The organism is Bradyrhizobium manausense (assembly GCF_018130615.1).
Classification (GTDB): Bacteria; Pseudomonadota; Alphaproteobacteria; order Rhizobiales; family Xanthobacteraceae; genus Bradyrhizobium; species Bradyrhizobium manausense_A.
In genome coordinates this window covers 16,207-42,677 of record NZ_JAFCKB010000013.1, presented here as the reverse complement: position 1 = coordinate 42,677, position 26,471 = coordinate 16,207, and the positions used below count along the sequence as shown (strand labels likewise).

32 protein-coding genes are annotated in these 26,471 nt (G+C 63.8%); 10 read left to right on the top strand and 22 right to left on the bottom strand.

The genetic code is table 11. The features are described 5' to 3' along the window. Positions 1-17: 17 nt before the first annotated feature. From JQ587_RS37075 to JQ587_RS36760, 5 genes are all read right to left on the bottom strand, one after another. Positions 18-947: an adenylate/guanylate cyclase domain-containing protein gene (locus tag JQ587_RS37075; protein WP_212426823.1), complete on the bottom strand. Its 930-nt coding sequence runs from the start codon at positions 945-947 to the stop codon at positions 18-20. Between the two features lie 313 nt (positions 948-1,260). Continuing rightward, positions 1,261-2,439: an MFS transporter gene (locus tag JQ587_RS23125; protein ID WP_212426822.1), complete on the bottom strand. Its 1,179-nt coding sequence runs from the start codon at positions 2,437-2,439 to the stop codon at positions 1,261-1,263. Positions 2,440-2,516: 77 nt separating this feature from the next. Continuing rightward, a complete protein-coding gene (locus JQ587_RS23120; protein WP_212426821.1) occupies positions 2,517-3,875 on the bottom strand; it encodes an NAD(P)-binding domain-containing protein in 1,359 nt (452 codons plus the stop codon). A gap of 49 nt (positions 3,876-3,924) precedes the next feature. Continuing rightward, the gene (locus JQ587_RS23115) at positions 3,925-4,242 is read right to left on the bottom strand and encodes an ArsR/SmtB family transcription factor (protein ID WP_212426820.1); all 318 of its coding nucleotides are present in this window, start codon (positions 4,240-4,242) and stop codon (positions 3,925-3,927) included. Between the two features lie 68 nt (positions 4,243-4,310). After that, positions 4,311-4,538, bottom strand: a complete 228-nt coding sequence (locus JQ587_RS36760) for a GDCCVxC domain-containing (seleno)protein (protein ID WP_249148792.1) — start codon at positions 4,536-4,538, stop codon at positions 4,311-4,313. Between the two features lie 198 nt (positions 4,539-4,736). Here JQ587_RS36760 and JQ587_RS23110 point away from each other — a divergent pair, with 198 nt between their 5' ends. The 5 genes from JQ587_RS23110 (at position 4,737) to arsC (ending at position 7,795) form a co-directional block, all read left to right on the top strand. Beyond that, a complete protein-coding gene (locus JQ587_RS23110; protein WP_212426819.1) occupies positions 4,737-5,279 on the top strand; it encodes a hypothetical protein in 543 nt (180 codons plus the stop codon). A 125-nt stretch (positions 5,280-5,404) separates the two neighbouring features. Continuing rightward, complete coding sequence (locus JQ587_RS23105; RefSeq protein WP_212426818.1) at positions 5,405-5,767, top strand: ArsR/SmtB family transcription factor; 363 nt, start codon at positions 5,405-5,407, stop codon at positions 5,765-5,767. Next, on the top strand, positions 5,760-6,287 hold the full coding sequence (locus JQ587_RS23100) for an arsenate reductase ArsC (RefSeq protein WP_212426817.1): 528 nt from the start codon (positions 5,760-5,762) through the stop codon (positions 6,285-6,287). The genes JQ587_RS23105 and JQ587_RS23100 overlap by 8 nt, the downstream gene beginning before the upstream one ends. 2 nt (positions 6,288-6,289) lie before the next feature. Next, complete coding sequence (gene arsB / locus JQ587_RS23095; RefSeq protein ID WP_212426816.1) at positions 6,290-7,345, top strand: ACR3 family arsenite efflux transporter; 1,056 nt, start codon at positions 6,290-6,292, stop codon at positions 7,343-7,345. A 48-nt stretch (positions 7,346-7,393) separates the two neighbouring features. Continuing rightward, complete coding sequence (gene arsC, locus JQ587_RS23090) at positions 7,394-7,795, top strand: arsenate reductase (glutaredoxin) (RefSeq protein WP_212426815.1); 402 nt, start codon at positions 7,394-7,396, stop codon at positions 7,793-7,795. Positions 7,796-7,808: 13 nt separating this feature from the next. Here arsC and JQ587_RS23085 read toward each other — a convergent pair whose 3' ends face one another. Further along, positions 7,809-8,234: a hypothetical protein gene (locus JQ587_RS23085; protein WP_212300385.1), complete on the bottom strand. Its 426-nt coding sequence runs from the start codon at positions 8,232-8,234 to the stop codon at positions 7,809-7,811. A 293-nt stretch (positions 8,235-8,527) separates the two neighbouring features. Between JQ587_RS23085 and JQ587_RS23080 the strand changes: the two genes are divergently transcribed. Continuing rightward, positions 8,528-9,841, top strand: a complete 1,314-nt coding sequence (locus JQ587_RS23080; RefSeq protein ID WP_212426814.1) for a chloride channel protein — start codon at positions 8,528-8,530, stop codon at positions 9,839-9,841. Positions 9,842-9,910: 69 nt separating this feature from the next. On the opposite strand, the gene JQ587_RS23075 is transcribed toward JQ587_RS23080, so the two are convergent. The 9 genes from JQ587_RS23075 to JQ587_RS23035 all read right to left on the bottom strand — a co-directional run bounded on the left by JQ587_RS23075 (position 9,911) and on the right by JQ587_RS23035 (position 17,842). After that, a complete protein-coding gene (locus JQ587_RS23075; protein WP_212426813.1) occupies positions 9,911-10,087 on the bottom strand; it encodes a hypothetical protein in 177 nt (58 codons plus the stop codon). A gap of 193 nt (positions 10,088-10,280) precedes the next feature. Beyond that, the gene (locus JQ587_RS23070; RefSeq protein ID WP_212300382.1) at positions 10,281-10,508 is read right to left on the bottom strand and encodes a hypothetical protein; all 228 of its coding nucleotides are present in this window, start codon (positions 10,506-10,508) and stop codon (positions 10,281-10,283) included. Positions 10,509-10,562: 54 nt separating this feature from the next. Then, the gene (locus JQ587_RS23065) at positions 10,563-10,742 is read right to left on the bottom strand and encodes a hypothetical protein (RefSeq protein ID WP_212300381.1); all 180 of its coding nucleotides are present in this window, start codon (positions 10,740-10,742) and stop codon (positions 10,563-10,565) included. 267 nt (positions 10,743-11,009) lie between these two features. Further along, positions 11,010-11,432: a c-type cytochrome gene (locus tag JQ587_RS23060; RefSeq protein ID WP_249154474.1), complete on the bottom strand. Its 423-nt coding sequence runs from the start codon at positions 11,430-11,432 to the stop codon at positions 11,010-11,012. A gap of 167 nt (positions 11,433-11,599) precedes the next feature. Next, positions 11,600-14,773 (bottom strand): efflux RND transporter permease subunit, encoded by a 3,174-nt coding sequence (locus JQ587_RS23055; protein ID WP_212426811.1) that lies wholly within the window; start codon positions 14,771-14,773, stop codon positions 11,600-11,602. Next, positions 14,770-16,161 carry an efflux RND transporter periplasmic adaptor subunit gene (locus JQ587_RS23050; RefSeq protein ID WP_212426810.1) on the bottom strand — a complete coding sequence of 464 codons (1,392 nt, stop codon included), beginning with the start codon at positions 16,159-16,161 and terminating at the stop codon, positions 14,770-14,772. Before JQ587_RS23050 ends, JQ587_RS23055 begins: the two co-directional genes overlap by 4 nt. An 83-nt stretch (positions 16,162-16,244) precedes the next feature. Then, complete coding sequence (locus tag JQ587_RS23045) at positions 16,245-16,637, bottom strand: FixH family protein (protein WP_212426892.1); 393 nt, start codon at positions 16,635-16,637, stop codon at positions 16,245-16,247. A 99-nt stretch (positions 16,638-16,736) separates the two neighbouring features. Continuing rightward, positions 16,737-17,096: a hypothetical protein gene (locus tag JQ587_RS23040; RefSeq protein ID WP_212300377.1), complete on the bottom strand. Its 360-nt coding sequence runs from the start codon at positions 17,094-17,096 to the stop codon at positions 16,737-16,739. A gap of 122 nt (positions 17,097-17,218) precedes the next feature. Then, the gene (locus JQ587_RS23035) at positions 17,219-17,842 is read right to left on the bottom strand and encodes a LysR family transcriptional regulator (protein WP_212300376.1); all 624 of its coding nucleotides are present in this window, start codon (positions 17,840-17,842) and stop codon (positions 17,219-17,221) included. Positions 17,843-17,970: 128 nt separating this feature from the next. Here JQ587_RS23035 and JQ587_RS23030 point away from each other — a divergent pair, with 128 nt between their 5' ends. Beyond that, positions 17,971-18,363: a RidA family protein gene (locus JQ587_RS23030; protein ID WP_212426809.1), complete on the top strand. Its 393-nt coding sequence runs from the start codon at positions 17,971-17,973 to the stop codon at positions 18,361-18,363. Between the two features lie 43 nt (positions 18,364-18,406). After that, entirely contained in the window at positions 18,407-19,096 is a 690-nt protein-coding gene (locus JQ587_RS23025) for an L-2-amino-thiazoline-4-carboxylic acid hydrolase (protein WP_212426808.1), read from the top strand. A 34-nt stretch (positions 19,097-19,130) separates the two neighbouring features. Here the strand turns inward: JQ587_RS23025 and JQ587_RS23020 are convergent, their stop codons facing one another. Further along, positions 19,131-19,961 carry an MBL fold metallo-hydrolase gene (locus JQ587_RS23020; protein ID WP_212300373.1) on the bottom strand — a complete coding sequence of 277 codons (831 nt, stop codon included), beginning with the start codon at positions 19,959-19,961 and terminating at the stop codon, positions 19,131-19,133. Between the two features lie 94 nt (positions 19,962-20,055). Here JQ587_RS23020 and JQ587_RS23015 point away from each other — a divergent pair, with 94 nt between their 5' ends. Beyond that, on the top strand, positions 20,056-20,916 hold the full coding sequence (locus JQ587_RS23015) for a LysR family transcriptional regulator (RefSeq protein WP_212300372.1): 861 nt from the start codon (positions 20,056-20,058) through the stop codon (positions 20,914-20,916). Here JQ587_RS23015 and JQ587_RS23010 read toward each other — a convergent pair. Then, positions 20,913-21,674 carry a hypothetical protein gene (locus tag JQ587_RS23010; RefSeq protein ID WP_212300371.1) on the bottom strand — a complete coding sequence of 254 codons (762 nt, stop codon included), beginning with the start codon at positions 21,672-21,674 and terminating at the stop codon, positions 20,913-20,915. The two genes, JQ587_RS23015 and JQ587_RS23010, sit on opposite strands and share 4 nt — an antisense overlap. Positions 21,675-21,691: 17 nt before the next feature. Further along, complete coding sequence (locus JQ587_RS23005) at positions 21,692-21,880, bottom strand: hypothetical protein (protein WP_212300370.1); 189 nt, start codon at positions 21,878-21,880, stop codon at positions 21,692-21,694. Between the two features lie 241 nt (positions 21,881-22,121). Between JQ587_RS23005 and JQ587_RS23000 the strand changes: the two genes are divergently transcribed. After that, on the top strand, positions 22,122-23,099 hold the full coding sequence (locus JQ587_RS23000; RefSeq protein ID WP_212426807.1) for a DUF2336 domain-containing protein: 978 nt from the start codon (positions 22,122-22,124) through the stop codon (positions 23,097-23,099). Here the strand turns inward: JQ587_RS23000 and JQ587_RS22995 are convergent, their stop codons facing one another. The 4 genes from JQ587_RS22995 to JQ587_RS22980 all read right to left on the bottom strand — a co-directional run bounded on the left by JQ587_RS22995 (position 23,100) and on the right by JQ587_RS22980 (position 26,422). Beyond that, positions 23,100-23,444, bottom strand: a complete 345-nt coding sequence (locus tag JQ587_RS22995; RefSeq protein WP_212426806.1) for a DUF1491 family protein — start codon at positions 23,442-23,444, stop codon at positions 23,100-23,102. 52 nt (positions 23,445-23,496) lie between these two features. After that, entirely contained in the window at positions 23,497-23,709 is a 213-nt protein-coding gene (locus tag JQ587_RS22990) for a hypothetical protein (protein WP_212300367.1), read from the bottom strand. 156 nt (positions 23,710-23,865) lie between these two features. Continuing rightward, complete coding sequence (locus JQ587_RS22985; RefSeq protein ID WP_212426805.1) at positions 23,866-24,588, bottom strand: peptidoglycan-binding domain-containing protein; 723 nt, start codon at positions 24,586-24,588, stop codon at positions 23,866-23,868. After that, positions 24,581-26,422, bottom strand: a complete 1,842-nt coding sequence (locus JQ587_RS22980; RefSeq protein ID WP_212426804.1) for a PAS domain-containing sensor histidine kinase — start codon at positions 26,420-26,422, stop codon at positions 24,581-24,583. The genes JQ587_RS22985 and JQ587_RS22980 overlap by 8 nt, the downstream gene beginning before the upstream one ends. Positions 26,423-26,471: the final 49 nt, after the last annotated feature.

Genomic DNA, 26,471 nt, shown 5'->3' with positions numbered 1-26,471 from the left:
AGGCCTGTGCCAAATGGCTAGCGCAAGATGAAGGCGGTCAGTAGCTCGGCTTTTCCCTTCAGATCGAGGGCGGTACGATCCGCCTGCGGCTTCTTCCCGGAAAGCGCGCCGTAAACCGTCTCCGAAACCAAAATCTCGTTGGCTCCAGCCGCACTCTGCAGGCGCGCAGCCGTGTTCACGACGTCCCCGATAGCAGTAAAATTCTTCGACCCTCCAGTGGCCAGCGAGCCGACTTGCGCCTTGCCCAGGTGCATTCCGGCACCGACCGGCAGCGACTTCGCGTCCTGCCGCACCGCATCGACCAGCCGTCTCGTCGCTGCGAGCATGATGTCCGCCGTTCGCGCGCCGAGCGAGGGCATATCAACGAGGTAGATGGCCATCACTTGGTCCCCGATGAAATCAACGAAGGCGTCATCGGAAGTCAGCACCCGATTAGCACTCGCATAGAATCGGCTTACTAGCTCGGCTGCGTCACTCGAGCTGTGGGCCTCGGACCACGAGGTGAACCCACGCAGGTCCGCGAAAAGCACTCCAACCTCCTGCTCATGAGTTGTTGTCGGCATGGCCTCGAAGCAGCTCCGGCAGTAGTTTGGGTTCGCCGCCGACGGTTTAATGCCGAACATTTTGCCGGCGCCGCCGAACGGCACCATGCAGAACCTGCATCGCGGGTCCGACGGCAGCAGCCTCAGCATTCGCCGGTGCCTGCCAACGAAGCCAGTCTTGCACAGCGGCAATATCAGCGGGTCGTCTCGCGTCGAAAGCCGTCGCACGACCCAGGCATCATAGTTGCAGATCAGCGAGACCAGTCCCAGGAGGAGCACACCGAGCAGGAGAAGGCCCATCCAAACAGAGACGAATATCGCCACAAGGAGTGCAAGCAGCACGGCGACGATTTCGAGGCAGTCCACCCCGATCTCGAAGTATCTCGCCTTCGTCGTGTGCGTCACCAACTGAGCCGATCGACAGACGCCGTCAGGTCTACGATTCCGCCAGTAACTCCTGAAACCGGATATCGGACCCGCGTTTCAAGTTCCGTGATCTTATACTAGCCCCAGAGCGACTTAAAGCGAATGATCGCGCGCTCTACGACGTCCCTTTGACACGTCGGGCAAAACAGGTGCACGGCCATCATCCAAAAATCGAGACGCTGAATAGCCCTGCGCGACGTGTCGCCGGCGCAGCTTCGTGACTCTTCAGGACATCGTCAAAGATCGATGACGCCGCCGGATGCGATAGACGGACGCCGGTGCGCAACTGCGCTCACGAAGGTCGCTTTTCCACATGGGCCATCCGCGCCCAGAGCAGCGCCAATGGTCCGAGCAGGATTCCGATCGCAAGAACGATGAATACCAGTAGCCAACCGCGCGCACTCTGCGGTCCGCCGGCAGCGTCGAGCGCGATGCCGGTGCCCCAGGCACCGAGGGCCGAGAGTCCGAAGCCGACGGTGGAATGCAGGGCCAGTGTCGCGCCACGATGCTCGGAGACGGCCGCAGCGGACATACCGGCCGTCAACGCGCCGGAATCCGCCGGCACCGTCAGGCCATAGAGCATCAGCAACAACGCAAGCGCCCACGCAGGCGCGGTTGCGTTGAGGCCTATGACGATCGCAACGCAGGCTGACGCCATCATCACGGCCGTGATGGCGCGATGGCGGCCGAACTTCAGTGCGGCCTCGTTGCCGAGGATGCTGGCAGGCATCGAGATCACCGCGAAGCAGAAGCTCATCACGACGGGGCTGAGCCAGGACGGCGCGCCCTGATGCACGATGACGAACGTCCAGAAGCCGACCAGCCAGGTGCGAATGCCATAGAGCTCGAAGCAATGCGCGCCGTAGCCGAGGATGTAACCGAGCGCCTCACGATTGGCGAAGACGGGAGCGAAATTGAGAAGGCGCCCCGCTTTCGGCGCAGGTCGCTGCGCCTGCATCAGGAGGCACGCGACGACCATGGCGATGGGACCGAAGCCGGTCACGACGAAAGCAGTTCGCCATCCCCAACGATCGGCGATGACCTGCGCCACCAGGAACGAGAGGCCGACGCCCACTGAAAAGCTCGACGTGTACAACGTGACGGCCCGCGAGGTGTCGCCGGCCGGGAGCCGGTCTGTCAGCGCCTTCAATCCCGGCATGTAGGCGCCGGCAAATCCGAGGCCTGCAAGGGACCAGATCGCGGTCGCCGACCAGAAACCTTGCGCGAAGATGCCAAAGGCCACGGTCGCAAGTCCGCTGACGATCGAGCCCCAGAGCAGCACAAGCCGCGCATCGATGCGGTCGGTCAATGTCGTCAGCAAGGGCACCGCGAGCATGTAGCCGAATGCGTAACCGCTCGCCATCAATCCACCTTCGGCGGCGGAAAGCCCCCATGCCGGCATCAGGTGCTGCGCGAGATTTGCCGACAACGTCACATGCGGCAGCAAATTGCCGACTTGCCCGATGCACATCACCGCAATCAGAGACCGATTGTTCAGGCTATGAATAGCTTCACCTCCTGAGCATGAGTTCCGCGAAAGGCCGGGGCTTACGAACAACCACACCCCGCGCTGCCAGCCTTCTTCGCCGTTTCGTCGGCGGCACAGCAGGCCGATGCGTCTTCCTTTGCCTGACCGCCACAACATCCCGCTGCGGCTGACTCGAGACCGCCGCGCGTGCAGACGCCGGTTTCCGGCAGCACGAGCTCGACCCGCGCCGCAGCCTTCTTGTCGCCTGCGATGTCGGCTGCGATCGAGCGGACCTGCTCGTAGCCCGTCATCATCAGGAAGGTCGGCGCGCGGCCGTACGACTTCATGCCGGCCAAATAGAAGCCCGGCTCATCATGGGAGAGCTCACGTGCGCCATGCGGGCGCACGGTGCCGCAGCTGTGCTCGTTGGGATCGATCAGCGGCGCCAGCGCGACCGGCGCCTCGATGGCCGGATCGAGCCGCAGGCGCAGCTCGGACAGAAACGAAAAGTCGGGACGGAAGCCCGTCGACACGATCAACTCGTCCACGACCACGCTGCGCGCGCCGCCGCCGGCCGAGACCTTCAGGCGGCCTTCGGAGTCCGAAAGATGCGTGACGCCGAACTCGGTCTCGACCCTGATTTTTCCGGAGGTCACGAGCGTGGCAAAGGCGTTGCCAAGCTCGCCGCGTGCCGCAAGCTTATCGTTGCGGCCGCCGCCAAAAGCTTTTGCCGGATCAGCGCCGCGCACAAGCCAGACCGGCTGCGTCCCCGGCACCTCGTCGGCCAGACGCGCGAGATCGATCAAGGTGCCGACCGCGGAATGGCCGGAGCCGAGCACAGCAACGGTCTTGCCGGCATATCTGGAACGATGAGCACCCCGCACGTCGGGCATGCCATAGGCGACGCGGTCGGCGCACTCCGCCTCGCCGATTGCCGGCAGGCCGTTACTGCCGGCCGGATTGGGGGAGAACCATGTCCCTGACGTATCGATCACGGCATCAGCGCGCAGAACCTCGGGCCCCTTGCCGTTCTGATAGCGGATTTCGAAAGGCGCCTTCTCTCGCCCCCGCGTCTTCGCCTTGTCGAAGCCGACGCGGCTGATGGCCGAGACACGGCAGGCGGTGCGGATCACCTCGCGAAGCGGCGTCCGCGTCGCGAGCGGCTTGAGATATCCCTCGAGCAATTCACCGCCGGTCGGATAGGCCTGAGGGTCCGGCGAATTCCAGCCGGTCGGCGCGAGCAGACGCGCGGCAGCCTTGTCGACATTGTATTCCCATGGCGAGAACAACTGGACGTGCTGCCACTGGCGGATCGCATGTCCCGCCTCCGGCCCGGACTCCAAAACGATGGGTGACATGCCACGCTCCAGCACATGCGCAGCTGCCGCAAGGCCGACAGGCCCTGCCCCGATGATGGCTACCGACTTCGCATCGCTCATTCCATTACTCCCATCATTCTAGAATCATCGAATAAATCCGGCAAAAAAATCAGGCCGCCGATTGAGCCCCCCTGCATCCGACTTCGTCCGCGCAGCATTCCGCCGCCAGGAAGTCCACCAGCCCCCGCATCGCGTCGAAGTTCGCGTGACAAACGAGAGTCGTGGATTCGCGGACCTGGCTGACGAGCCCGACCGCGACCAGAGACTTGATGTGATGAGACAGCGTCGATGCCGGGATCTTCAGCTTGTCTTGCAAGCGGCCGACAGGCATGCCGGAGTGTCCGGCCCGAACCAGGGCACGGTAAATCTGGAGCCGGGTCCGGTTACCCAACGCTTCAAGCCGCGCTGCTGCGTCGTCGATTTTCATGATCGCGCATCATGGGCCCGTTCCGACCGGCTTGTCAACGCTATTTCTAGAATGTTCGAAATATCCAGCTAGCCCAAGTTTGCCTTGGCGGCACTTTGGCAGCACTTTCCATTTTGCTGGATTGGAGGACAAGGGACAGATCCATAAGAGCAGTACACGCAGCAATCGCCGCTCTTGGGCTTGAGCCGGGTCCCACATCCCTTGCAATCGTAGAAGAACTGGCAGGCGTCAGTCGGCATAGTCTCGACCGCCGCATGACCGCAGGCTGGGCAGGTAATGATGGACTGCACTTGCATGACGGCTTCCGCGATCACCAAACACGGCCATTCTAACAATTCGGCGCAAACGCGGCCAGACCGGAAACGTCATATTGACGAGAGCACACCGTTTCGGTTTTCTTCGATCCCGTCAGCGGCGTCGGGGCGTTCGCCGTCAACCGATCGCCCTCGCCGGCTAGCTAGGCCGACGCTGAATCGCGAGATGGGAGCGACGCCATGACCGGCGGAGAGACGACCATCGTGGCGGGCATCGAAATTCCTTCGACCGATCCCTTCTTTGTAGCGGTGGTCCTCGGGGTGCATATCCCCCTGGGCCTTGCGTGCGTTGCGATTGGCGCAATCGCGATGTTGAGTCGAAAGCGCCGCGGGCGTCATTCGAGATTTGGAACGACCTATTTCTGGTTCCTGCTGGCGCTCCTCGCGTCTGCGACGTTGCTGTCGCTGATGCGCTGGGCCGAAAATTATCATTTGTTCGCTCTCGGCGCGTTGTCATTTGCTTGCGCATGGATCGGGCGCACAGCGCTCCGGCGCCGCTGGCGTTACTGCGTCAGGCTCCATATCGCCGGGATGGGCCTGTCGTACCTGCTGATGCTGGTTGCCTTCTACGTCGACAACGGAAAGCAGCTTCCGATTTGGCGAGACCTGCCTCACTTCCTTTACTGGCTCATCCCCTTGGCCATTGGTATTCCGCTGATCGTCCGCGCACTTCTATGGCCGCCGCTGGCGCCGGCCCGCCATGATTTTCATTTGACGCGGTAATTTACGACGCACGGACCGATCGAGGGCGCTTCGGGCCAATCCTGCCGAATAGGTCCTTCCGACGCGAAACGGCTCTCCGGATTTCCGGATTGACGCCTCGCCAATAATTCCGTAAATCTGGATATATGGAAATCGAAGAAGCCACCCTCGCGCTCGCCGCCCTGTCGCAGTCGACCCGTCTGGAAGCATTCCGGACACTTGTTCGGCACGAGCCCGACGGTCTCGCGGCCGGTGATCTCGCCCGGCTGTTGGAGGTGCCTCAGAACACGCTGTCGGCGCATCTGGCTATTCTGAGCCGCGCGCGCCTCGTGACCTCCGAGCGGCACAGCCGATCAATCGTCTACCGCGCCAGCCTCGCGGAATTCCGCGATGTCACTGTTTTCCTGCTGCGCGATTGCTGCGGCGGACGGCCGGAGGTCTGCGAGCCCGTCGTCGACAGTCTGCAAGCCTGCTGCTCTCCGAAGCGAAAGGGAAAAGTCCGTGCCTGATCAGATGTACAACGTGCTGTTCCTATGCACCGGCAATTCGGCGCGCTCGATCCTCGCCGAGTCCATTCTTCGCAAGGATGGCGCCGGCCGCTTCCAGTCCTTCTCCGCCGGCAGCACGCCGAAAGGCGCGGTGCATCCACTGGCACTGCGCACGCTGGAACGCATGGACTATCCCGCTGACGGGATGCGCTCGAAGAGCTGGCTGGAGTTCGCCGCGCCAGATGCACCGGTGATGGATTTCGTCTTCACCGTTTGTGACAATGCGGCCGGTGAGGCCTGCCCGATCTGGCCGGGACAGCCGATGACCGCACATTGGGGCATCGAAGACCCCGCCTCTGCCGAAGGAAGCGACCTGGAGAGGCAGGCGGCGTTCGTCACCGCGTTCCGCTCCCTCAAGAACCGGATCGATACCTTTGTGAATCTCCCGCTGAGAAGCATCGATAGGCTCTCGCTCGGCACCAGGCTGCGCGAGATCGGCCGCTCCGAAGGGACAACGTCCAACAGAAACGACGTGGCATAGCGATGGGCATCTTCGAACGGTACCTGACCCTTTGGGTTGCGCTTTGCATCATCGTCGGCGTGGCCCTGGGGCACGTCATGCCCGGTTTCTTCGGTGCGGTCGCAGCCGCTGAGATCGCCAAGGTCAACTTGCCGGTCGCAATGCTGATCTGGCTGATGATCGTGCCAATGTTGCTGAAGATCGATTTCGGCTCGTTGGGCGAGGTGCGGCAGCACTGGCGCGGTGTCGGCGTTACCCTTTTCATCAACTGGGCGGTAAAGCCATTCTCGATGGCGCTGCTGGGCTCGTTCTTCATCGGTCACCTGTTCGCGCCGTGGTTACCCGCTGGCCAGATTCCGTCCTACATTGCCGGCTTGATTCTCCTGGCGGCTGCGCCTTGCACCGCGATGGTGTTCGTGTGGTCCAACCTGTGCGAGGGGGAGCCTCACTATACCCTGAGTCAGGTCGCGCTGAACGACGTGATCATGGTTTTCCTGTTCGCCCCTCTTGTGGGACTGCTGCTTGGGGTTGCCTCGATCAGCGTCCCATGGGGCACCCTGTTGCTCTCGGTTCTGCTTTACATCGTGGTGCCGGTGATCGTCGCACAGTTGTGGCGCAAGGCGCTCTTGCGAACAGGCAAGGAAGGTTTCGGCCGCGTCATGCGAGTGCTGCAACCGCTTTCGCTGATTGCTCTGCTTGCAACCCTGGTGTTGCTCTTCGGCTTCCAGGGAGAGCAGATCGTCCGACAGCCCGGCGTCATCGCCATCCTCGCCGTGCCGATTCTCGTCCAGGTCTATTTCAATGCGGGCCTGGCGTACTGGCTGAGCCGACGGTTTGGCGTGGCTTGGTGCGTCGCCGCCCCCGCCGCCCTTATCGGGGCAAGCAACTTCTTCGAATTGGCGGTCGCCGCCGCCATCAGCCTGTTCGGCCTCGACTCCGGTGCCGCGCTGGCGACTGTGGTCGGTGTCCTCGTCGAGGTGCCGGTGATGCTGTCCGTCGTCCGCATCGTCAAGGCGACCCGGGGCTGGTACGAAGGCGGCACGGCCGAGCTCCCAACGGCACTGAAGACCGGCCAATGAGGACCTTGCCGACGAGTCCGGCCAGGCTATTGTCGCGGAGACCCGATCATGAGCGTCACGATCTACCACAATCCCGACTGCGGCACCTCGCGCAACACGCTGGCGATGATCCGTCAGAGCGGCGTCGAGCCCGACGTCATTGAGTACCTGAAGACTCCGCCGTCCCGCGAAACGCTCAAGCAACTGATTGCGGCGATGGGAATATCCGTCCGCGCGTTGCTACGCGAGAAGGGTACGCCCTACAAGGAGTTCGGCCTTGCCGATTCCAAATGGTCCGATGACGAGCTGCTCGATCAGATGCTCGCGCATCCGATTCTGATCAACCGTCCGATCGTGGTGACGCCAAAGGGCACGCGCTTGTGCCGCCCCTCGGAAGCCGTCGTCGATCTCCTCGACAATCCCGTCGGCCGGTTCGTGAAGGAAGATGGAGAGGTGATCGAAGCGCGATAGGCCCCCCTTAGACCTACCGCTCCTCGGTCGGGTGCACCCATTTGTAGGGCGTGATGCTTCGCGTTTCCGTCAGCTTGATCATGTGAACCGGCGGCGCGGACCGTCCGTTCCGGCATGACCGGCACTTCAGCGACGCTTCCAGCTTCCAGATCGGCGTATCGCGCGGGCGACGGATCGCATCGAGCGGCAGGCTCGCGCGTGTCTTGCACCTGATGCACTCGACCTCGAGCCAGGAGAGGCCGCCGTTGAGACATTGCGCGATTGTCGGCGACGGCTGCGAGGGACCGCCGTAGCCTTCCATGCGTACCGACCAGGCTTCGGCCTCGGCCCGATCGGCCTCACGCACCGCCTTCTTCGCCTCTTCGCGGGCGTGCTTGGCGGAAATCTCCGCCCCCATGATGCGGCCGCTCCAGATGACCTCGCGTGATTTGGTGCTCATGCCGCCATCAAAACCACGCCGGCGCGCTTGGCAAATTATCGATTGCTGGTAGGTCGGATCCGCAATTCGATACTGCGGGTCGTGGGTGTGGACAACTGACGTTGTGAATTCCATGGCGAAGCAGCGGCGTTGATCCCAATGGACAGGTCGCGGATAGATTTCCTGATGGCCAGGAGATCGAGACGACAAAGGTCTCCGTCGAGGTTCAATTTTCTTGGCGCCACCCGCCCGGGCAGCTTATAGAAATTGATCCGCTCACGCTGCGTCGTGAGCTACGAAATCTCAGCTGATGCATGAATAAGCTCCTGACCGATCGTCGTCGTCGCTTCATTCGGGTTGTTTCGGTCCGCTGGCGGAGACGACTGATTTTCTTGATCGGCGGCATCGCCGTAGGGGCCTCGGCCGTGGCTCTGGCCAAGATGGCGGATTGGGCACAAATCGCGTTTGCCCACCTGCTGTCGGAATCGCGGTACGCCGCGCTGGTGGCGACGCCAGCCGGGTTTGCGCTGTCCGTCTACCTCACCAACCGCTTCTTTCCCAATTCGCAAGGAAGCGGCATCCCGCAAGCGATCGCGGCACGCCAGCTCACCGAACACACCGCACGCGAGAAGCTTGTCTCGATCCGCATTGCGGTCGGCAAGATGTTGCTGACGCTTCTCGGACTGCTTTGCGGTGCTTCGGCTGGCCGCGAGGGCCCGACCGTACAGGTCGGAGCTTCGGTCATGTTCGCCCTCGGCCGAATGTCGCCACGCCGTCAGCCGGGCCTGATCCTGGCAGGGGCAGCAGCCGGTGTGGCAGCAGCATTCAACACGCCGCTGGCAGGTATCGTGTTCGGCATCGAGGAGATGAGCAGGGCCTATGAAACCAGGACAAGCAGCCTGGTCATTGGCGCCGTGATAGCGGCAGGCCTGACCTCGTTGGCCCTGGTTGGAAACTACGATTATTTTGGAACCAGCTCGACCATGCTCCGGAGCGGCACCGACTGGCTTGCCGTACCGTTGTGCGGTATCGCCGGTGGATTGGCCGGTGGAGCGTTCAGCAGGCTGCTGATCGAGGTCGCGCGCGGACTGCCTGGTCGGCTGGGACCGGCAACCAAGCAATATCCCCTCCCATTTGCCGCGACATGCGGCCTCGGCGTTGCCCTCTGCGGCTTAGCCTCCGGAGACATGATCTACGGCACCGGGTACGCGCAGGTGAAGGCGGCTCTGGAGAGCGACATCCCGCTTCCTTGGGATTTCGGCTTGCTGAAGCTCGCTGCGACCGCGCTTTCCGCGATCAGCGGCATTCCGGGCGGGATCTTAGCGCCTTCGCTTGCTGTCGGTGCCGGTATCGGCACGAACATCGCACATCTGTTTTCGGGCGCCCCTCTCGGAGCATTCATGTTGCTCGGAATGGTCTCCTACTTTGCCGGGGTCGTGCAGGCTCCCATCACGGCCTTCGTTATCGTGACCGAGATGACCAACAACCACGCCATGGTGGTGCCATTGATGGCTTCCGCGTTAATCGCGCAAGCAACGTCGCGCCTCCTGTGCCCGGAGGGCATCTACCATGCCCTCGCCAAGGGCTTCTTGCGAGCGCACTCGACGGACGTCTCTGCGCCCCGATAAGCCTTCGACAGACCTCATGCAAAACCGCCCCTGACGTGGGTCAAGGACGGTTTTCCAGGTTAGGCCGGATTAGTGACCGGTGCCTGGCTTGGTGGTCTTCGGCGGCTTGCCGTCTTCCATACGACCCTCGTTGCGAAGATCACGGCCCTCCTGGGCCTTGCGCCGGCTCTCGGGATCCTTGCCGTGCTCGTTCATCTCTTCTTTGATGTAGCCGGCGCCTTCCTTGATCTTGCCTTCAACACTCATGATGTCCTCCTTCAATATTGGAGGCAACGCGCTGGCGAACCGGCCGTTCCGACGCCGTAAATCGTGTCTGGCCGAGCGGAACGCAAACAAGAGAAAGCGCCGAGCCTCCGAAGGTCGCGGTCAGGCCGGAACATGAAAGAGGCCGCCAATCGAGGCGGCCTCTCATGTCGCGAGCGAGTTTGAAAGAACGAGATCAGAAGGGCGGCGTTCCGGGGCCCGAGCCCGGACCGAACGGGCCGCGCTGGTTGCCCGGGCCCTGCAGGCCGCCAAAGATCAGGCCGCCGACCCACGTGACGGCGTCCTTGATGGCGCCGCCGATGGCGCGGAAGGCGTCGCCGAGCCAGTTGCCGCCGACGATCGTTTCGAGCTCCGCATCAGTGAGTTCGATCATTTCCAGTTTTGCAGTTTCGGGGTTCAGCATGGTGGTCGCTCCTGTTCAGATTGTGTGAGTCAGAAATGTTCAGGTGTGTGGTGCTCAGCCGTGGAAGATGCCACCGGGCAGCCAGGGATTCGGGCCGGCGGGCTGATGGGTCGTGATCTTGCCATTCACAATCCACGGGCCGATGCAGCCGCCGTCATTGATGAAGCCACCGTTGACGGCGTCCAGTTCACGATCGTCCAGCTCTTTACGCTTCCGATTGCTGTGCTCAGTCATTTGTGTCTCCCGCTGTCGAAGGAGGGTGCCATCCCCTCGCATCCAGTGGTCGCAGGAGTATCTCAGACGGTTTTTTCAGACTGTGATGCGCATCACGCAGGCAAACGGGCGGCTCTTGAGCGCCTGTTCCATCAAGCTGAGGCTTTCGGTGAGGCAGGATCGCGTCAGCACGCAGGCTGAGCCGGCCATGGCGCGAGCAACTCTTTGCCCTTCGCCCCGGAGGAGGCTTCAGGGGAAGAGGCTCGTTATCTCAATGCTTGTCGGTTGCTACTTTTGCTGAATACGATTCAGATAATCGATAACCGCGAGGATGCGTTTGCGCACGACGACTTCCGGGCTTTGCTCCGGCCCGGCCAGCTTCCAATAAGACGGATCTACATAGTGGGGCAAGTTGACAATGGGGTTGAATCGCTCTCCCCAAATCGGCATTTCACGCGTGCCGTGAGCGGGAATTGTTTTCGATCCCTCTATGGTTTCATAGACAGCGTTCGTGGGAAACACGCCGTTGTTGCTCTTGGCCAACACCGTCAAATCGGCAGGCGGCCTCTTAAGCTGGTCGCTGACCGGCCCTTTGCCCCGCGCATCCGCACCGTGACAACTCGCGCACGAAGACTGAAATTCCGACTTGCCGATGTCGAGGTCTTCAGCCTGGGCCGTAGCGGCGAAACCAGCGGCAAGACCGGCAATCATCAGATATTTTGCAGCACATCTTACCATGTCACGCTCCGGCGCTGGCTGGCGGAACCCTACTACTAGCCGCTTCACCCCCCGACCGTTTGATACACATCAAGACTGGCTGCTTGGGCTGAAGCAGTGCCTGACGCCCGCTCATCGCTGCAGCTCCATCACCGGCCCATTCAGGCCGCCTCGGGCATGTCCGGCGAAGCGCGGCTCGCTATTTCACCGGCTTCCTCGTCGCCCGCAGGCAGCCCCCGCCCCTTCACCAGGCCGAAAATGGCGGGGATCACGACAAGCGTCAGCAATGTCGACGACATCATGCCGCCGATCATCGGCACTGCAATCCGCTGCATGATTTCCGATCCTGCCCCCGTGCTCCACATGATCGGCAGGAGACCGGTCATGATGGCGACCACCGTCATCATCTTGGGCCGCACACGCTCGACCGCGCCCACCATGATGGCATCGTGAAGATCCCGTCGTGTGAGCGGCCTTCCCTCGTCGCGGCGTCCGGCTTTCACCTCTGCCAGCGCATGATCGAGGTAGATCAGCATCACGACGCCGGTCTCGGCGGCGACGCCGGCTAATGCAATGAAGCCTACGGCGACGGCAACCGACAGGTTGAAGCCGAGCCACCACATCATCCAGATGCCGCCGACCAGCGCGAACGGCAGCGACAGCATCACGATCAGGGTCTCGGTCATGGCGCGGAAGTTCAAGTACAGCAGCAGGAAGATGATCGTGAGCGTCACGGGGACAACGATCTTCAGGCGGGCGGCAGCGCGCTGCAGATATTCGTACTGGCCGCTCCAGACCACGTAGTATCCGGGCGGGAACTGGATGCCCTCCGTCACCGCGCGCTGCGCGTCGGCGACATAGCTGCCGATGTCGCGATCCCGGATGTCGACGTAGATGTAGGTCGCAAGCTGGCCATTCTCGGTCCGGATCGAAGTCGGCCCGCGCGCCGGCTCGATCTTCGCCACTTCGCCGAGCGGCACGGCCCCGCCCGACGGCATCGGCACCAGGACGTCGCTGGCAATGGCCTTGGGATTGTCCCTGAGGTCGCGCGGATAACGCATGTTCACGGTGAAGCGCTGCCGGCCCTCCACGGTCGTCGTCACCGTCTGCCCGCCAAGCGCGGCTGCGATGGTGTCCTGAACGTCCTGGATCAAGATGCCGTAGCGGGCGAGCGCCTCGCGATCCGGCACGATCTCGAGATAGTAGCCGCCGATGCCGCGCTCGGCGTAGGCCGACGAGGTGCCCGGAACGGCCTTGATGACGCGCTCGATCTGCTTCGCCAGCCGGTCGATCTCGACGAGATCCGTGCCCATGACCTTGACGCCGACCGGGGTGCGGATACCGGTGGAGAGCATGTCGATGCGCGCCTTGATCGGCATGGTCCAAGCGTTCGAGACGCCCGGGAACTGGAGCGCCTTGTCCATCTCCGCAATCAGGCTGTCGACGGTGACGCCGGGGCGCCATTGCTCCTTCGGTTTCAAATTGACGATCGTTTCGAACATCTCGGTCGGCGCCGGGTCGGTCGCCGTAGCAGCTCGGCCCGCCTTGCCATAGACCGAAGCGACTTCCGGAAACGATTTGATGATCCGGTCCTGAGTCTGCATCAGCTCGGCGGCCTTGGTCACCGAGATCCCAGGCAACGTCGTCGGCATGTAAAGCAGCGTTCCCTCGTTCAGAGCCGGCATGAACTCGGTGCCCAGCTGGCGCGCAGGCCAGATCGTCACGGCAAGAATGACGATCGCGGCCAGGATCACCAGCGTCTTGGCCCGCAGCACGGCCCTGATCACGGGACGGTAAACCCAGATCAGGGCGCGATTGATGACGTTCTTGCTCTCCGGGACGATCCGACCACGGACGAAGATCACCATCAGCGCCGGCACCAGCGTCACGGACAGAAGCGCGGCGGCGGCCATCGAAAAAGTTTTCGTGAACGCCAGCGGGCTGAACAGCCTCCCTTCCTGGGATTCCAGCGTGAAGATCGGCATGAACGACACCGTGATGATCAGCAGGCTGAAGAACAGCGCAGGGCCAACCTCGGATGCGGCATCAACCAGGATCTGGACGCGCGACTGATCGGGCTTTGCCCGCTCGAGGTGCTTGTGGGCGTTCTCGATCATGACGATGGCGGCGTCGACCATGGCGCCGATCGCAATCGCGATGCCGCCGAGGCTCATGATGTTGGAACCGAGCCCGAGCAGCTTCATGGCGCCGAACGCCATCAGCACGCCCACCGGCAGCATCAGGATCGCAACGAGCGCGCTGCGGACGTGCAGCAGGAACACGATGCAGACGAGTGCGACGACGATGCTCTCCTCGAACAGGGTGTGCTTGAGCGTATCGATCGCCGCATAGATCAGGTTGGAACGATCGTAGACCGGGACGATCTCGACCGACTTCGGCAAGCTACTCGCGATCTCCTTGAAGCGCTTCTTGACGTTCTCGATGACGTCGAGGGCGTTGACGCCGAAGCGCTGCAGCACGATGCCACTTGCGACCTCGCCCTCACCGTTCAGCTCCGCGATCCCGCGTCGCTCGTCGGGCCCGAGCTCGACGCTGGCGACGTCGCGCAGCAACACCGGCGTGCCGTTGCTCGTCTTCAGGACGATGTTGCCGAGATCATTGATGCTCCGGATGTAGCCCCTGCCGCGGATGACGTACTCGAACTCGGAGAGCTCGACGGTGCGGCCGCCGACGTCGGCGTTGCTGGCACGGATCGCGTCCCGGATCTTCTGCATGCCGATGCCACGGTCCCGCATCCGCTGCGGATCGAGGACGACGTTGTACTGCTTGACGAAGCCGCCGATGCTGGCGACCTCGGCGACGCCTTCGGCCTTGGCCAGCGCGAACTTCAAGCTCCAGTCCTGGATCGTGCGGGTGTCCGCAAGATTCAATTCCCTGGACATGACGGCATACTGGTAGACCCAACCAACGCCGGTCGCGTCGGGCCCGATGGTCGGGGTGACGCCGGCCGGAAGCCTGGACGACGCGCCATTGAGAAACTCCAGCACGCGGGAGCGCGCCCAATAGATGTCGGTGCCATCCTCGAAGATGACGTAGACGAACGACACGCCGAAGAAGGAGAAGCCGCGCACGACCTTCGATTTCGGCACGGTCAGCATTGCCGTCGTCAAGGGATAGGTGACCTGATCCTCGATCACCTGCGGCGCCTGGCCGGGATACTCGGTGTAGACGATCACCTGCGTATCCGAGAGGTCCGGAATTGCATCCAGCGGAAGATGGATCAGCGCATAGAGGCCGGCCGCAGCGGCGAAGCCGGTCCCGAACAGGACCAGCAGCAGGTTGCGCGCCGACCAGGCGATGATGCGGGCGATCATTTGTGATCTCCCATTGCGTGGCCGGGGCCGGCACTTTCCGCAAATCCCTTCAGGGCAGCCTTCAAATTGCTTTCCGCATCGATCAGAAAGTTGGCGGAAGTGACCACCGCTTCGCCATCCGCAAGCCCATCCCGCACCTCGATATAGCCACCGCCGCGCCGGCCGAGCTTGACCTCTCGCGGTTCGAAGCGCCCGTCACCCTTGTCGACGAGAACGGCCTGCCGGCTGCCGGTGTCGAGCACTGAACTGTCGGGTACCGTCAGGACAAGCGCGGCATCGGCCGTGTCGATCTCGGCATCGACATACATGTCCGGCAGCAGCATCGCATCGGGATTGGCGAGCTCGACCCGGACACGAACGGTTCGGGTATCGCGGTTCACCTGCGGATAGACGATTGCGATCTTGCCGGTGAAGGTCCAGCCGGGAAAGCTGCGGGCCCGAACCGCCACCGACTGCCCGACCGCGACGGTGCCGAGATCGCGCTCGGCCACGTCGACCAGCGCCCAGACCACCGAAGTGTCGGCGATGCGAAACAGCACATCGCCGGGATTGGCCCGCATGCCTTCGATCGCGCTGCGCTCCAGGACAATCCCGTCGCGCGGCGCCGACCAGCTGATGGTGACGGGCGCAACCCGCGTCTTCTCCATCTCCGCGATAACAGGCTCCGGCACATCGAGATTGACCAGACGCTGACGCGAACCGCGGCCATAAGTCTCCACGCCGCCTACCACCTTGGAGGTGATCGTCGCGAGATATTCCGCCGCGGCGGAAGCGACCGCCGAACTGTAGACCTCCATCAGCGGCTGGCCGGCCTTGACGCGGACGCCGGTGGTGACGTCGGCGACCTTCTGCACAAAGCTTTCCGCGCGCATCGCGATCACCGACACGCGGCGCTCGTCCAGCTGGATCGTGCCGGGCGCCTTCACCAAGACGCGGATCGCACGCCGTTCGACCGGCTCGGATTTCACACCGGTGCGCTGGATCTTGCCGGGTGAAAGCCTCACCGTGCCGTCGTCGGTGTCATCGCCTTCATAGACGGGGATGTAATCCATCCCCATCGAATCCTTCTTGGGCACTGGCGAGGTGTCGGGCAGCCCCATGGGATTGCGGTAGTACAGAATCTTCCGCGGGGATCCCGCCTGCTGCTGTGGCTTTGCCCGCGCCGGGGTTGCCTGGTCATCGTCGTAGACCGGCAGATAATCCCGTCCGCGGTCGTCCTTCTTTGGGGCCGCCGACCAGAGTGGTGCGCCGCTGGGATCACGGTAGTAGAGCGGTGTTCGGTCGGCCGCTGATGCGCGCGGGGCAAACGTTCCGTTCAAGGAGCCGTAGCCGACCAGGGCGAGGCCGCAGCCCAGCGCAACAGTCGTGAGGAGAGGCAACGTTTTCATGGCGTGTATCCGCGCAGCCGGGAGCGCGCGTCCGTGTGAATGAAGAGGGAAATGTCGGGCGCGGCGAGGCAGCGCCCGAATGTTCACTCGGTCGCCGTGACGATCACCTCGCCGACGACAGTCTCCGGTTCGCCCTGCACCTTCACAGACAACGTCATCTGGTAGCGGCCGGCCATCGGCAGGTCCGTTTTGAAGGCGTACACGCCAGGCTCCTTCGACGGTAGCGGTGCGACCGCCGATTCCATTTCGGCCATGCCGTCGGGGGCCATGTCGACGCGTGTCTTGAAGACGATCGCGTCCGGCACCGGCTTGCCGGTTCGCTTGTTGGTCAAGCGAACGGCGAGCGTGACGTCGTCGCCCTTCTTCATCTGCGGATTGACGGGCTCGAAAGCATAGTCGCCGGCGCCCGCCATGGCGGCGGAAACGGCAAGCGAAAGGGTGGCGGCCAGAGCCGCTGTGCTGAATTTGGAAAGCATAGTCCAGTCCTCATGAATTGATCTTCCGCCGTGGCGCATGGCGCGCACGTCAGTCATCGTCGCGAACGGGCGTGCCGTTCGCGTCGCGAGCTCGCGAGATCAGATTCGAGGAGGTCGGAAGGGAGGATTGCCGCTGCGGAAGGAGACGACCTGATCGGCAGGAAGGGCGATCTTGCTCGCAGCGACCGCGAGATATTCGAACGCGACCGGCCTGACATCGCCGAGTGCGATGATGCCGCCGACGCAGCAGAAGCCCATCCCGCACTTGTAAGCCGCGTGGGAGGCCGTTCCCTTCATGTCGGGACAACAATCGTCCATCGACATCTCGGGCTCGCCGCCCATGTGCATGGTCGTCTGCATGTCAGACGACATTGCAGGTTGGGCTGCGGACGCGCCAACGGGCAGCATCGCCAGGGATATGGCGATTGCGAGGGCCAGAATGGTACGGACGAACCGCATCAATAGCGACTTACCTTGTCAGACCGGAACACGGCCTGAGCATCATACTCGGGCCGGGAAAACAGTCATTGACCACGGTCAAGCATTCGTGACCGATCCGCCTCACCTGTCCTGCATCCGCATTAACTTCCGACACCACCGACCAATCGCGGGCGATTGGCGCGCGGGTTCTCGGCTGCGACGGCAAGCAGCCAGGCGCGAAAACCGACGATCTCCGGACAATCCGCGGTGCCTTCGGGCGCAATCAGCCAGTCGCCCAGCCCCGTCCCCTCGTTGATCCGATCGCAGCGATAGCCGGGATGACGGCCGAGGCCGCGGGCGATCAGCAGATCGACCTTGCCCTCGACCAGCTCGTGCAGGCCGGCGGGCTGCAGCACGCGCAAGCCGATCTCTGCATGCTGCTCGCGAAATGCCGACAGATCGAGGCGACGCAGGTCGAAGCTGGCATGGACACCCAACTGCAGCAGCACCGCACCGGCCGGCTTCAATTGCGCAGTCGCATCCGCAATGTGGCGAAAGCCTTCGGATACCCCGGGCAGATAGGCTTGGCCTGCCCCGGTCAGGATCAGCTGCTTGTGCAGCCGCTCGAACAGCTGCACGCCGAGGCGCGCCTCCAGCGCTTTCACCTGCTGCCCCACGGCAGCCGGCGTCACGTGCAGCTCGTGCGCGGCCAGCTTGAAGCTGAGATGGCGCGCGGCGGCCTCGAAGGCGCGAAGCGCGTTGAGTGGCGGAAGGGCGTAGGTCATCGCGCCGCAGTTTGACACCGATGGACCGCAGCCTTGCAATAGATTTTCTTGCGCTGAACCGCAGGAATGATGCTTTGCGCCGCCGCGATGCCGCCGGATACGGTCAGCCCGCAATCCGGAGAAACCTCATGCCCGCAGCCCACATCTTCAGCCACAATCCCACAACGGTCCATCCGCCCGCCGGCGGCTACTGCATGGGACTTGAACTGAAGCAGCATCGCCGCCTGCTGTTCATCAGCGGCCAGGTGCCCGAGAGACCCGACGGCACCGAGCCTGAAGGTTTTGAGGCACAATGCGAACAAGCCTGGCGCAACGTCAAGGAGGTGCTCGCCGCCGCCGGTCTTGGCGTCGAGCATCTGGTCAAGGTCAACACGTTCCTGACTGACCGGGCTCAACTCGTGACCAACCGCACCATTCGCCGTGCGATGCTCGGGGAGCATCAGCCCGCGCTGACGGTCGTCGTCGCCGAGACCGTCGGCAGCAAATGGCTGCTCGAGATCGAGGCGATTGCCGCGGAATGAAGTTTTTACCGATTGTCCAACAGGCCAATGATGCGAGGCTGCCATGGCTGAGATCCATCCCTTCTACGAGCAGTATCGCGGCGCGATGGAAGCCGCGATGCACCAACGACTCGACCTTGCCGAGCCGATGTTGCGCGAGCGCGCGCATCTCACCGAGATCGACAGGATCAGGCGGGAGGTGATGGACGAATTCGCGATCGTGCTCACCCAGATGCCCTATGTCGGCGGCGCGGCGAGCCGCATGAGCGATGTCTTCATGCGTCTCACCGGATTCATGGCCACCAGCCGCGTGCTGCGGCGACACGGCGTGCCGCTGCCATTGATCCGCGAGATCGAGCGAGAGACCCATAAGGCGCAATTGTTCACCGTGCCGGAGGCCGAACGTCTCGCCGCGGGGGATCAGTTCATGTCGCCGGAGAACCAGACCCTGCTACGCGAGCAGGCGGCCAAAAGCACGACGGCGAGCCATCAGGCCGAATTTCCGGAGGATTTCGTCTATGATTTCATCGAGCCGGGTCCCGGTGACAATTTTGAATTCGGCATCAACTACCGCGCCTGCGGCTTCTGCAAATTCGCGGGCCGCCACGGCGACAAGGAGATATTGCCGAATATATGCGGGCTCGATTTCGACGCCTATGCAACGCGCGGCATCCATCTGGACCGGACACAGACGCTCGCCGGCGGTGCAAGCCACTGCAATTTCCGCTTCTCTCGGATGGGCCGCGATGGTTGACGTCGCGCGGGACCAACGCCTCGCGTTCGCGCGCTTAACTAGTGCCGCCGCAGCGGCAGTTCTCGTAGTCCACGGGATCGTGACTGTTGACGATCGTCACGCTGCCGCCGTGGCTGAGCTTCAGCTCGCGCAGCCGCGCCTGGTTGGCGATGCGGGCGTTGCGATCCATGTCGACGCGGCGCTGGAAATAGCGGAGCACCAGCGGCGCGCGCGGCGATGCGTCGAGCTGGGCATGATGGAAATAACTGTCGCCGGCATGCAGCAGCCATTTGCCGCCGGTGCGGACCGCGATGCCGCAATGACCGAGTGTGTGACCGGCCAGCGGGATCATCAGGATATCCGCTTCGCGATCGCCGAGCGCGCGCACGCCAGTGAAGCCGAACCAGCCCTCGCCGGCCTCGCCGTAGAATGTCCAGCTCGGCCCGTGGCTCCATTGCCCCGTGACATAGCGCCCTTCCGGCGGCGCGGGTTTGCGTAGCACAGCCATATCGTATTCAGTGCGATGGACGTGGATCGCGGCGCGGGGAAAGTCGGGCACGCCGCCGGCGTGATCGCGATCGAGATGCGTCAGCAGCACGTGGCGCACGTCGCCAGGCGAATAGCCGAGCGCCTTCACCTGCTGCACGGCCGTCTCTGACGGATCGAGCTTTGGCGCGGTCTGGCGCAGCCACCGTCGTCCGAGCCGGTCGGGCGCCGCGATATCGCCGAGCCCGATGCCGGTGTCGACCAGAGCGAGGCCGCTTTTGGTTTCGATCAACAGGCAATGACAAACCATGCGGGCGCGCTGGAACAGGCTTCCTGTGCCGTTCACGAGCCGGCGGCCCATGGGACACATGGTGCCGGTGTTGAGATGATGGATTTTCATCGAGCTTCCCTGCCTGTTTCGAACAGGGACTTCTTGTCATCCTCAAATCCATAGGTAAAATATCAAATATTGATAGTATCTCTAGGCTTAACCTATGGATATCCGCGAGCTCCGCTATTTCGCCGCCGTCTACCGCGAACGCAACCTCACGGCTGCAGCGCGCACGTGCTTCGTGTCGCAGCCGTCGATCTCGACCGCGATCACCAATCTGGAGGCCGAGCTCGGCACCACGCTCTTCATCCGGCACAAGAAGGGCGTCGCGCCGACCGCTTCGGCCGAGCAGTTTCATGCACTGGCCCGCCGCATCATCGACGAGGCCGATGCCGCGCGCAGCCTGTTCCGCAAACCCAGCACGAAAACCAATCTGACGCTCGGCCTGATGCGTACGCTCGACCTGCCCCGGACGATCGCGCTGCTGAAGCCGCTGACGGCGCGCAGCGACGTCGCGCTCCGGCTCGTCGGCAGCGACGAGCGCGCGGATGCCAGGATCATCTCGAAGAGCATGTTGCGCGATGACGAGCATTTCGTCCCGCTCTGGAGCGAGCGCTACGTCGCGGCGCTGCCGCCGTCGCATCCGTTGACGCTAAAGGAACGGCTGCGGGCGGCCGACCTCGCCGACGTTCCCCTGATCGACCGCTGCCATTGCGAGCAGAGCGCGTTCTTCGGCCGCGCGGCGCAGCGACGCCCGTCCGCGGCGATCGCGCAATCTGAGGACTGGGCCATGGCGCTGGTCGCGGCCGGCGTCGGCGTCGCCATCGTCCCCGAAGGCGTGGCGAAGGGCCATCCGGATGTCGCCATCCGGGAGATCGAGGTGAAGGTCAAACGCGAGGTCGGCCTCGCCTATCGCGCCTCAGTGCCGCTGGCGGACGTGTTGAAGGATTTTGTCGGAAAACTCCGGAAGCAGCGCCGCAAACCGGAGCGCAGCGGGCGACGGCCTCGCTCGACGCGGTCCTAGCCCTTCGACACTACCGCGCGGCCGTAGGCCGGCTGCGACTGAACCGGGGGATTGGCGGTCTGGGCCGCGAGCTCGCCGATCAGGCGATCGGCGTCGGCGGCCATGCCGTCGGGAGCCTGGATCACCAGCCGCTCCAGCGCAAAGCGATAGGACGAGACGCGCTGCTCGAGCGACAGCTGCACCCACTGGATGATCAGCGCGTTCTCCCGCATGCGTTCGACCGCATCGGTCTTCTCCTGCGGCGAGAGCGCGGAGACGCGCGCCATGCTGGCCTCGCGCTTCTTGTCGAGATCGATGACGCGGATCGCGCTGGCGAAGAACGGCTCGAACCGGGTGATGTCGTTGCGCACGTCCTCGATCAGCTGCGCATAGCGCGAGGCATGCGAGCGGTGCGGCTCGTCGATCAGCGTTCGGCCGTACATGGTGCGGTCGAACACGACCTTCTGGCGCCACGGTGACGGCAGGGCCTTGTAGTCGCCGAACACGCTCTTCCAGGCCGGCCGCGACAGCGGCGGCTCGATCATGGGATAGGCGAGGTCGCGAAGCTGGCGCTCTTCGTCGGTGAGCTGGAATTGGGAGGGCTTCAGGCCGAGGCTGCCGGTGGCCTCGATGCCAAGCCAGCGATGCATGTCGTCGCTGCGCATGTCGGCGCGGGTGCGGCCGAAATCACCGCCACTGCAGGCGGCGAGCGACGCGCCGACAGCTGCGAGCAGGATGGCTGATACGATGGTGCGGATCTGGCGGATGGAGTCCGGCATTGCAAACGACGATCGCGTCAGCGGCGCCGACGACGGCGCCCCGGCGCGGTGCCTGCTTCGGGCCCGCGGTCGCCGCTGGTTTCGTCTGCCTCGCGCTCGATCCGGATGACGGGAAGAATCAGGATCGTTCCCATGTCCGCGCGCGGTGTGACATCCCCCGACGAGCCCACCCGGCGAGCGGCCGGAAATTCGATGATGGTCCCCATGTCAGCTCTCTCAACTGCCGCGCGACCAAACGCGCCCCGGCAACATGGAGATCATTAGGATCAGTTTATGGTTAACGGGGTGTAAACATGGTCTTTTGACCGTAACCGCACGGGCCGTCCCGCAACGAGACGAGACCGCTTGAAATGCGCGGGTTTGCTTCACACCTCGTTTTCCTTAACGAGCCTTTAAAGGACCCCTGATAGGCTTGCGGGAACAGTTCTTCCGAGTTGCGTACCCTCCATGACCAAGTCGCTGTTTCCCGGATTCGACGGGCTGATGACCCTCTCCCGCCGCGAGGGCGTGGATGTTCGCCCCACCCTGCTGCGCGTGCTGACCGATCTGTATGTCCAAGCCAGCACCCACAGCGAGGACGAGCAGCGGCAGTTCATCGAGCTTGCGACGCGGCTGATCGACCAGGTCGACGACGCGACGCGCGCTTCCGTCAAGGCGAAGCTTGCGATCTATCCGCAGACGCCCGTCCCGGTCTTGCAGAAGCTCGGGCTGGTCGCCGCGCAGGAAGGCCGCAGGATTCCGCTCGCGCGCGAGATCCCGCGTGCTGCACCCGCCCCTTCGCCGGCCCGCACGCCGACCGAGGCCGAGCAGCGCATGGCCGCCAGCATGGCGATGCAGCCGAAGGAAGCGGCCGAGATCCACGACATGTTTTTCCGCGCCGATGCGAGCCAGCGCGCGCTGATCCTGCACAATCTGGCGCAGACGCCGCTGAAGGCCGCGCCGCGGATTCCGACGGTGCACGCCAAGCGCGCCATCCAGATCCTTGAGATGGCCGCGATTGCAGGCGACGTCGACAGTTTCATCCACGAGCTCGGCGACACCCTGATCCTGCCCTCGCGCGTCGCCGCAGAGATCGTCGACGATCCCGGCGGCGAAGCGCTCGCGGTTGCCGCACGCGCGCTCGACATGCCGAGCCCGAACTTCCAGCGCATCCTGCTGTTCTTCAAGCCCGCGATCGGTAATTCCGTGAACGAGGTCTACCGCCTGTCGCGGCTCTATGACCGTCTCAGCGACCGCTCCGCCCTGGTGATGCTGGCCGCGTGGCGCGGCTCGACGCTTGCGGTCACGCGCGCAAAATATCAGCCGTCGCTGCATGACAGCGACCGCCAGCGCGCACGGAGCAGCGCCAGCCAGACACGGCCGAACGTGCAGCCCGGCTCGAGCCCGGCCGTGCGCACGGGCAGCAGCGGGTCGTCGGAGCGCTAGTCAGATCTTGGCCAGATCGAGGAAGTGCCGTCCCGCACGGTCTTCGGTCTCCACGATCCAGGCGTCCGGATCGAAGCGCAGTTCCTTGGTCAACCGCTCTTCCACCGCTGACTCCGGCACCGGCTGCGGCGCAATCGGCACGAAGAAGCGATCGACGGGCCGGCCGTCGTCATAGGACGTCTGCGGCGCCGGCACGTAGAGCATCGCATTGCCGTCGAGCAGCGACACTTTCACGAATACCGCGCCCGCCTCCTCGGCGCCGCGACGCCGCACCGCGCCGAACACGCCCTCGGTCTGACACCGGCGCAGATAGGCTGAGACCCAGATATTTGACTTCAAACGCATGGACGCACGATAGGCCAGCAAGAGACGTGACGCCAGTCTCGGCGCCTGCGCCTCACGCCTTGCGTGTGCCCTCCTGACCGCCGCGGATCTTGCTCGCGACGAAGTACGACAGCGGCATGGCGAGCGTGAATCCCACGGCAACGGCATAGGGAATGTTCTTGATGGCGTTGGCCGCAAAATTCGGCACCATCAGCACCACGATAAGGCTGATGCCCGCCAACGTGGTCCCCAGCATCATCCAAATCAGAACCGAAACCTTGAACATGACGACCTCCACTCTCTGGTGATAATGAGGCATCATCTTCCCTGACGGCGACGGCGGTCATTGATCCCGGGCAAATCTTGATGGTGCGAATCTGGCCCCGATTTTGTCGGAGCAGCGCTGCGAATTGATTGGCATCAATGACGGAAGGAATCGCGGCTATTCGACGGGATGGCCGATTGCGGCGGCGAGTTCGCGCAGCAGGCGGTCCGACACCTGGCCGGTGACGGGCATCTTGCGCTGGCGCTCGAATGTCTGGATCGCCGACTGGGTCTCGCCGCTCATCGTGCCCGTGATCTTCAAATTCCCATAGCCGTATTCGGACAGCGCGCGCTGCACGCCGGCGAGACGACGCGCCGCCGGGCTTTGCTGCGCCGGGATGGGCGCCGGCGGCCGCGCGACGGCCACCGCGGACGGTGCCGGCGTCGGTGTCGTGGCCTTGATCACTAGATTGGTCATGGGATCGCCGGAGCGCGGCGTCGAGGCCGTCGTCTCGGCAGGCTTCTCTGGCACTTTCTCGGCCGGCTTCGGCTCCACGCGAAACTCGGTTGCCTTCGGCTCCAGCGGCGACGTGTCGGCGCCGACGGGCCGCGGGCGCGGCAAGGGATTCGCCAGCGACGTGGAGGATGGCGCAGGAAGATTGATCACGGTGCCGAACATCGGCGCCGGATGCCGGCCGGTCTGCAGGAACAGCGCGTTCGCAACGATGGCGCTGATCGCGGCGGCGGCGACGAAACCGGCCAGCGTATCCTTGGGGCTGTGCAGAAGCACGCGCAGCACGAGATTGCGCTCGGTCTCGACATCCACGACCGCGGCCTTGGCACCACCCTTGGCGCCACGGCGGCGCGGAGCAGCTTCGTCGTTGGCAGACTTTCTAGGCACTTTTCTTCACCAGGGCAGGTTGGTCCTGAACTTCATGACGGGGCACCGGCGTCAGCGTCGCGATTTTGCTCTCGGCCGCCACTTTATCGGAAGGCTTGGCTTGCGGCGGCGTGTAGACGAGCGGCAGCTTGACGGTGACGGCGGTACCCTCGCCGACTTTGCTTTGTACCGTCAATTCGCCGAGATGCAACGCCACCAGGCTCTTCACGATCGAAAGACCGAGGCCCGTGCCTTCGTGACGGCGCTCATAGGTCTTGCCGCACTGGAAGAACGGCGCACCGATGCGCTTGAGGTCATCGGGCGCGATGCCGACACCGGTATCGCTGATCCGCAGCGTGAGCTGCGAAGCGGATGCCGATGCAGACACCGTGACCTGGCCGCCGCGCTCGGTGAACTTGACGGCATTGGCGACGAGATTGAGCACGATCTGCTTGAACGCCCTGGGATCGCCGGTCATCATGGGCAGATCCTGCGGCGCATCGGTGATGAGGTCGATGCCGTTCTCGCGCGCCTTCAGCGCCAGCAGATTGCAGCAATGCATCAGCGAGGCGCGCGGCGCGAAAGGCTCCGACGCAATCTCGAAATTTCCCGATTCCATCTTCGACATGTCGAGGATGCCGTTGACGACCGACAGCAGATGCTGGCCGGACGCGTTGATCAGCTCGGCGTATTCCTTGCGCTGGCTGGCTGCCAGCATCAGGGCCTGCTCCTGCGCGATCATCTCGGAGAAGCCGATGATGGCGTTGAGCGGCGTGCGCAGCTCATGGCTCATGGTGGCGAGGAAGCGCGTCTTGGCGGCATCGGCGGCCTCCGCCGCGCTGCGCGCCTGATCGAGCGCCTGCTCGGACAGCTTGCGATCGGTGACGTCGCGCATCACGGCGACGACTTCGAGCTCGGCAGTGGCTTCGCGGCGCTGATCCTCGAGCGGCCGGCACCGCATCTCGACCCAGATGAAATCGATCTGACCGCGCTCGGAGCCGGCAGGCTCCCGCCGCAGCCGGAATTCGACGCTGCGCACGTCGCCGCGCGCGGCATCGGAGAGCGCGGTGAGGTAGGCCGGACGATCGGCGACATGGACGCGATCGAACAGGCCGTGGCCAAGCAGCTGCGCGACCGGCATGCCGAGCAGGGCTTCCACCGCCGGCGAGATGAACTGCACCGCGCCGTTGCGCTGATGCCGCGAGATCACGTCGCTCATGTTGCGCGCCAGCATGCGATAGCGCTCCTCCTCGCGCGACAGCAGTGCGACGCTGGTGCGGGCAAGCGACTCGGCGCCGAAGGCGAGGCCTGCGGCATAGAGCGTCGCGGAAGCGACGCCGAACGCCATCATCACGCCGCGTTCTGCGCCGTTGAGGTCGCCGGCCGGCAGCCAGCCGAGCTGGCTCAGCAGGATCAACAGTCCCGCGCAGGACAGCGCAAGCAAGGAGGCAAAAGCCGCGACGCGGCGCGAGGCTGACAGCGCGGCCTCGAGGGGAACCACGACCAGCCAGATCGCGGCAAACGATTCGATGCCGCCGGTCGTGGCCGCGATGGCCATGATCAGGCCGGCGAGCGCCAGCGACGACAGCACGTGGGCGCCTTCATAGCGGCCGGTGCGCGACAGGAACCAGGACAACAGGATCGGCGCGATCAGCCAGGCGAAGGCCGCGACCTCGATCGCGCTCGGCGCGCCACGCAGGACGAGATAAACGGGGAATGCGGCAAAGGCAGCTAGGCTTCCGAGAAGCCGCGGCGCCATGAAAGCCCGATGGCGCGCACGCGTCAGCGCGTCGTAACGCGCGGAGGGATGCAGCAGTGCATCGAGACAATCGCGGATGATACTCAAAACTGTCACGGGTCTCGCGCTTCGGCTCAATCGTCTCGAGAAGACGCGCCGGAACGCC

Bases quoted from the DNA above. Each gene is read 5' to 3' on its own strand.
- JQ587_RS23085 (WP_212300385.1), bottom strand. From the start codon at position 8,234: ATGAGCACCAAATCACGCGAGGTCATCTGGAGCGGCCGCATCATGGGG.
- arsC (WP_212426815.1), top strand. From the start codon at position 7,394: ATGAGCGTCACGATCTACCACAATCCCGACTGCGGCACCTCGCGCAAC.
- JQ587_RS23025 (WP_212426808.1), top strand. From the start codon at position 18,407: ATGGCTGAGATCCATCCCTTCTACGAGCAGTATCGCGGCGCGATGGAA.
- JQ587_RS23110 (WP_212426819.1), top strand. From the start codon at position 4,737: ATGACCGGCGGAGAGACGACCATCGTGGCGGGCATCGAAATTCCTTCG.
- JQ587_RS22995 (WP_212426806.1), bottom strand. From the start codon at position 23,444: ATGCGTTTGAAGTCAAATATCTGGGTCTCAGCCTATCTGCGCCGGTGT.
- JQ587_RS23000 (WP_212426807.1), top strand. From the start codon at position 22,122: ATGACCAAGTCGCTGTTTCCCGGATTCGACGGGCTGATGACCCTCTCC.
- JQ587_RS23050 (WP_212426810.1), bottom strand. From the start codon at position 16,161: ATGAAAACGTTGCCTCTCCTCACGACTGTTGCGCTGGGCTGCGGCCTC.
- JQ587_RS23030 (WP_212426809.1), top strand. From the start codon at position 17,971: ATGCCCGCAGCCCACATCTTCAGCCACAATCCCACAACGGTCCATCCG.
- JQ587_RS23075 (WP_212426813.1), bottom strand. From the start codon at position 10,087: ATGAGTGTTGAAGGCAAGATCAAGGAAGGCGCCGGCTACATCAAAGAA.
- JQ587_RS23005 (WP_212300370.1), bottom strand. From the start codon at position 21,880: ATGGGGACCATCATCGAATTTCCGGCCGCTCGCCGGGTGGGCTCGTCG.
- JQ587_RS23010 (WP_212300371.1), bottom strand. From the start codon at position 21,674: ATGCCGGACTCCATCCGCCAGATCCGCACCATCGTATCAGCCATCCTG.
- JQ587_RS23040 (WP_212300377.1), bottom strand. From the start codon at position 17,096: ATGCGGTTCGTCCGTACCATTCTGGCCCTCGCAATCGCCATATCCCTG.
- JQ587_RS23070 (WP_212300382.1), bottom strand. From the start codon at position 10,508: ATGCTGAACCCCGAAACTGCAAAACTGGAAATGATCGAACTCACTGAT.
- JQ587_RS22990 (WP_212300367.1), bottom strand. From the start codon at position 23,709: ATGTTCAAGGTTTCGGTTCTGATTTGGATGATGCTGGGGACCACGTTG.
- JQ587_RS23055 (WP_212426811.1), bottom strand. From the start codon at position 14,773: ATGATCGCCCGCATCATCGCCTGGTCGGCGCGCAACCTGCTGCTGGTC.
- JQ587_RS23080 (WP_212426814.1), top strand. From the start codon at position 8,528: ATGAATAAGCTCCTGACCGATCGTCGTCGTCGCTTCATTCGGGTTGTT.
- arsB (WP_212426816.1), top strand. From the start codon at position 6,290: ATGGGCATCTTCGAACGGTACCTGACCCTTTGGGTTGCGCTTTGCATC.
- JQ587_RS23015 (WP_212300372.1), top strand. From the start codon at position 20,056: ATGGATATCCGCGAGCTCCGCTATTTCGCCGCCGTCTACCGCGAACGC.
- JQ587_RS23020 (WP_212300373.1), bottom strand. From the start codon at position 19,961: ATGAAAATCCATCATCTCAACACCGGCACCATGTGTCCCATGGGCCGC.
- JQ587_RS23125 (WP_212426822.1), bottom strand. From the start codon at position 2,439: ATGTGCATCGGGCAAGTCGGCAATTTGCTGCCGCATGTGACGTTGTCG.
- JQ587_RS23065 (WP_212300381.1), bottom strand. From the start codon at position 10,742: ATGACTGAGCACAGCAATCGGAAGCGTAAAGAGCTGGACGATCGTGAA.
- JQ587_RS23115 (WP_212426820.1), bottom strand. From the start codon at position 4,242: ATGAAAATCGACGACGCAGCAGCGCGGCTTGAAGCGTTGGGTAACCGG.
- JQ587_RS23060 (WP_249154474.1), bottom strand. From the start codon at position 11,432: ATGATTGCCGGTCTTGCCGCTGGTTTCGCCGCTACGGCCCAGGCTGAA.
- JQ587_RS23045 (WP_212426892.1), bottom strand. From the start codon at position 16,637: ATGCTTTCCAAATTCAGCACAGCGGCTCTGGCCGCCACCCTTTCGCTT.
- JQ587_RS23120 (WP_212426821.1), bottom strand. From the start codon at position 3,875: ATGAGCGATGCGAAGTCGGTAGCCATCATCGGGGCAGGGCCTGTCGGC.
- JQ587_RS23105 (WP_212426818.1), top strand. From the start codon at position 5,405: ATGGAAATCGAAGAAGCCACCCTCGCGCTCGCCGCCCTGTCGCAGTCG.
- JQ587_RS23035 (WP_212300376.1), bottom strand. From the start codon at position 17,842: ATGACCTACGCCCTTCCGCCACTCAACGCGCTTCGCGCCTTCGAGGCC.
- JQ587_RS36760 (WP_249148792.1), bottom strand. From the start codon at position 4,538: ATGCAAGTGCAGTCCATCATTACCTGCCCAGCCTGCGGTCATGCGGCG.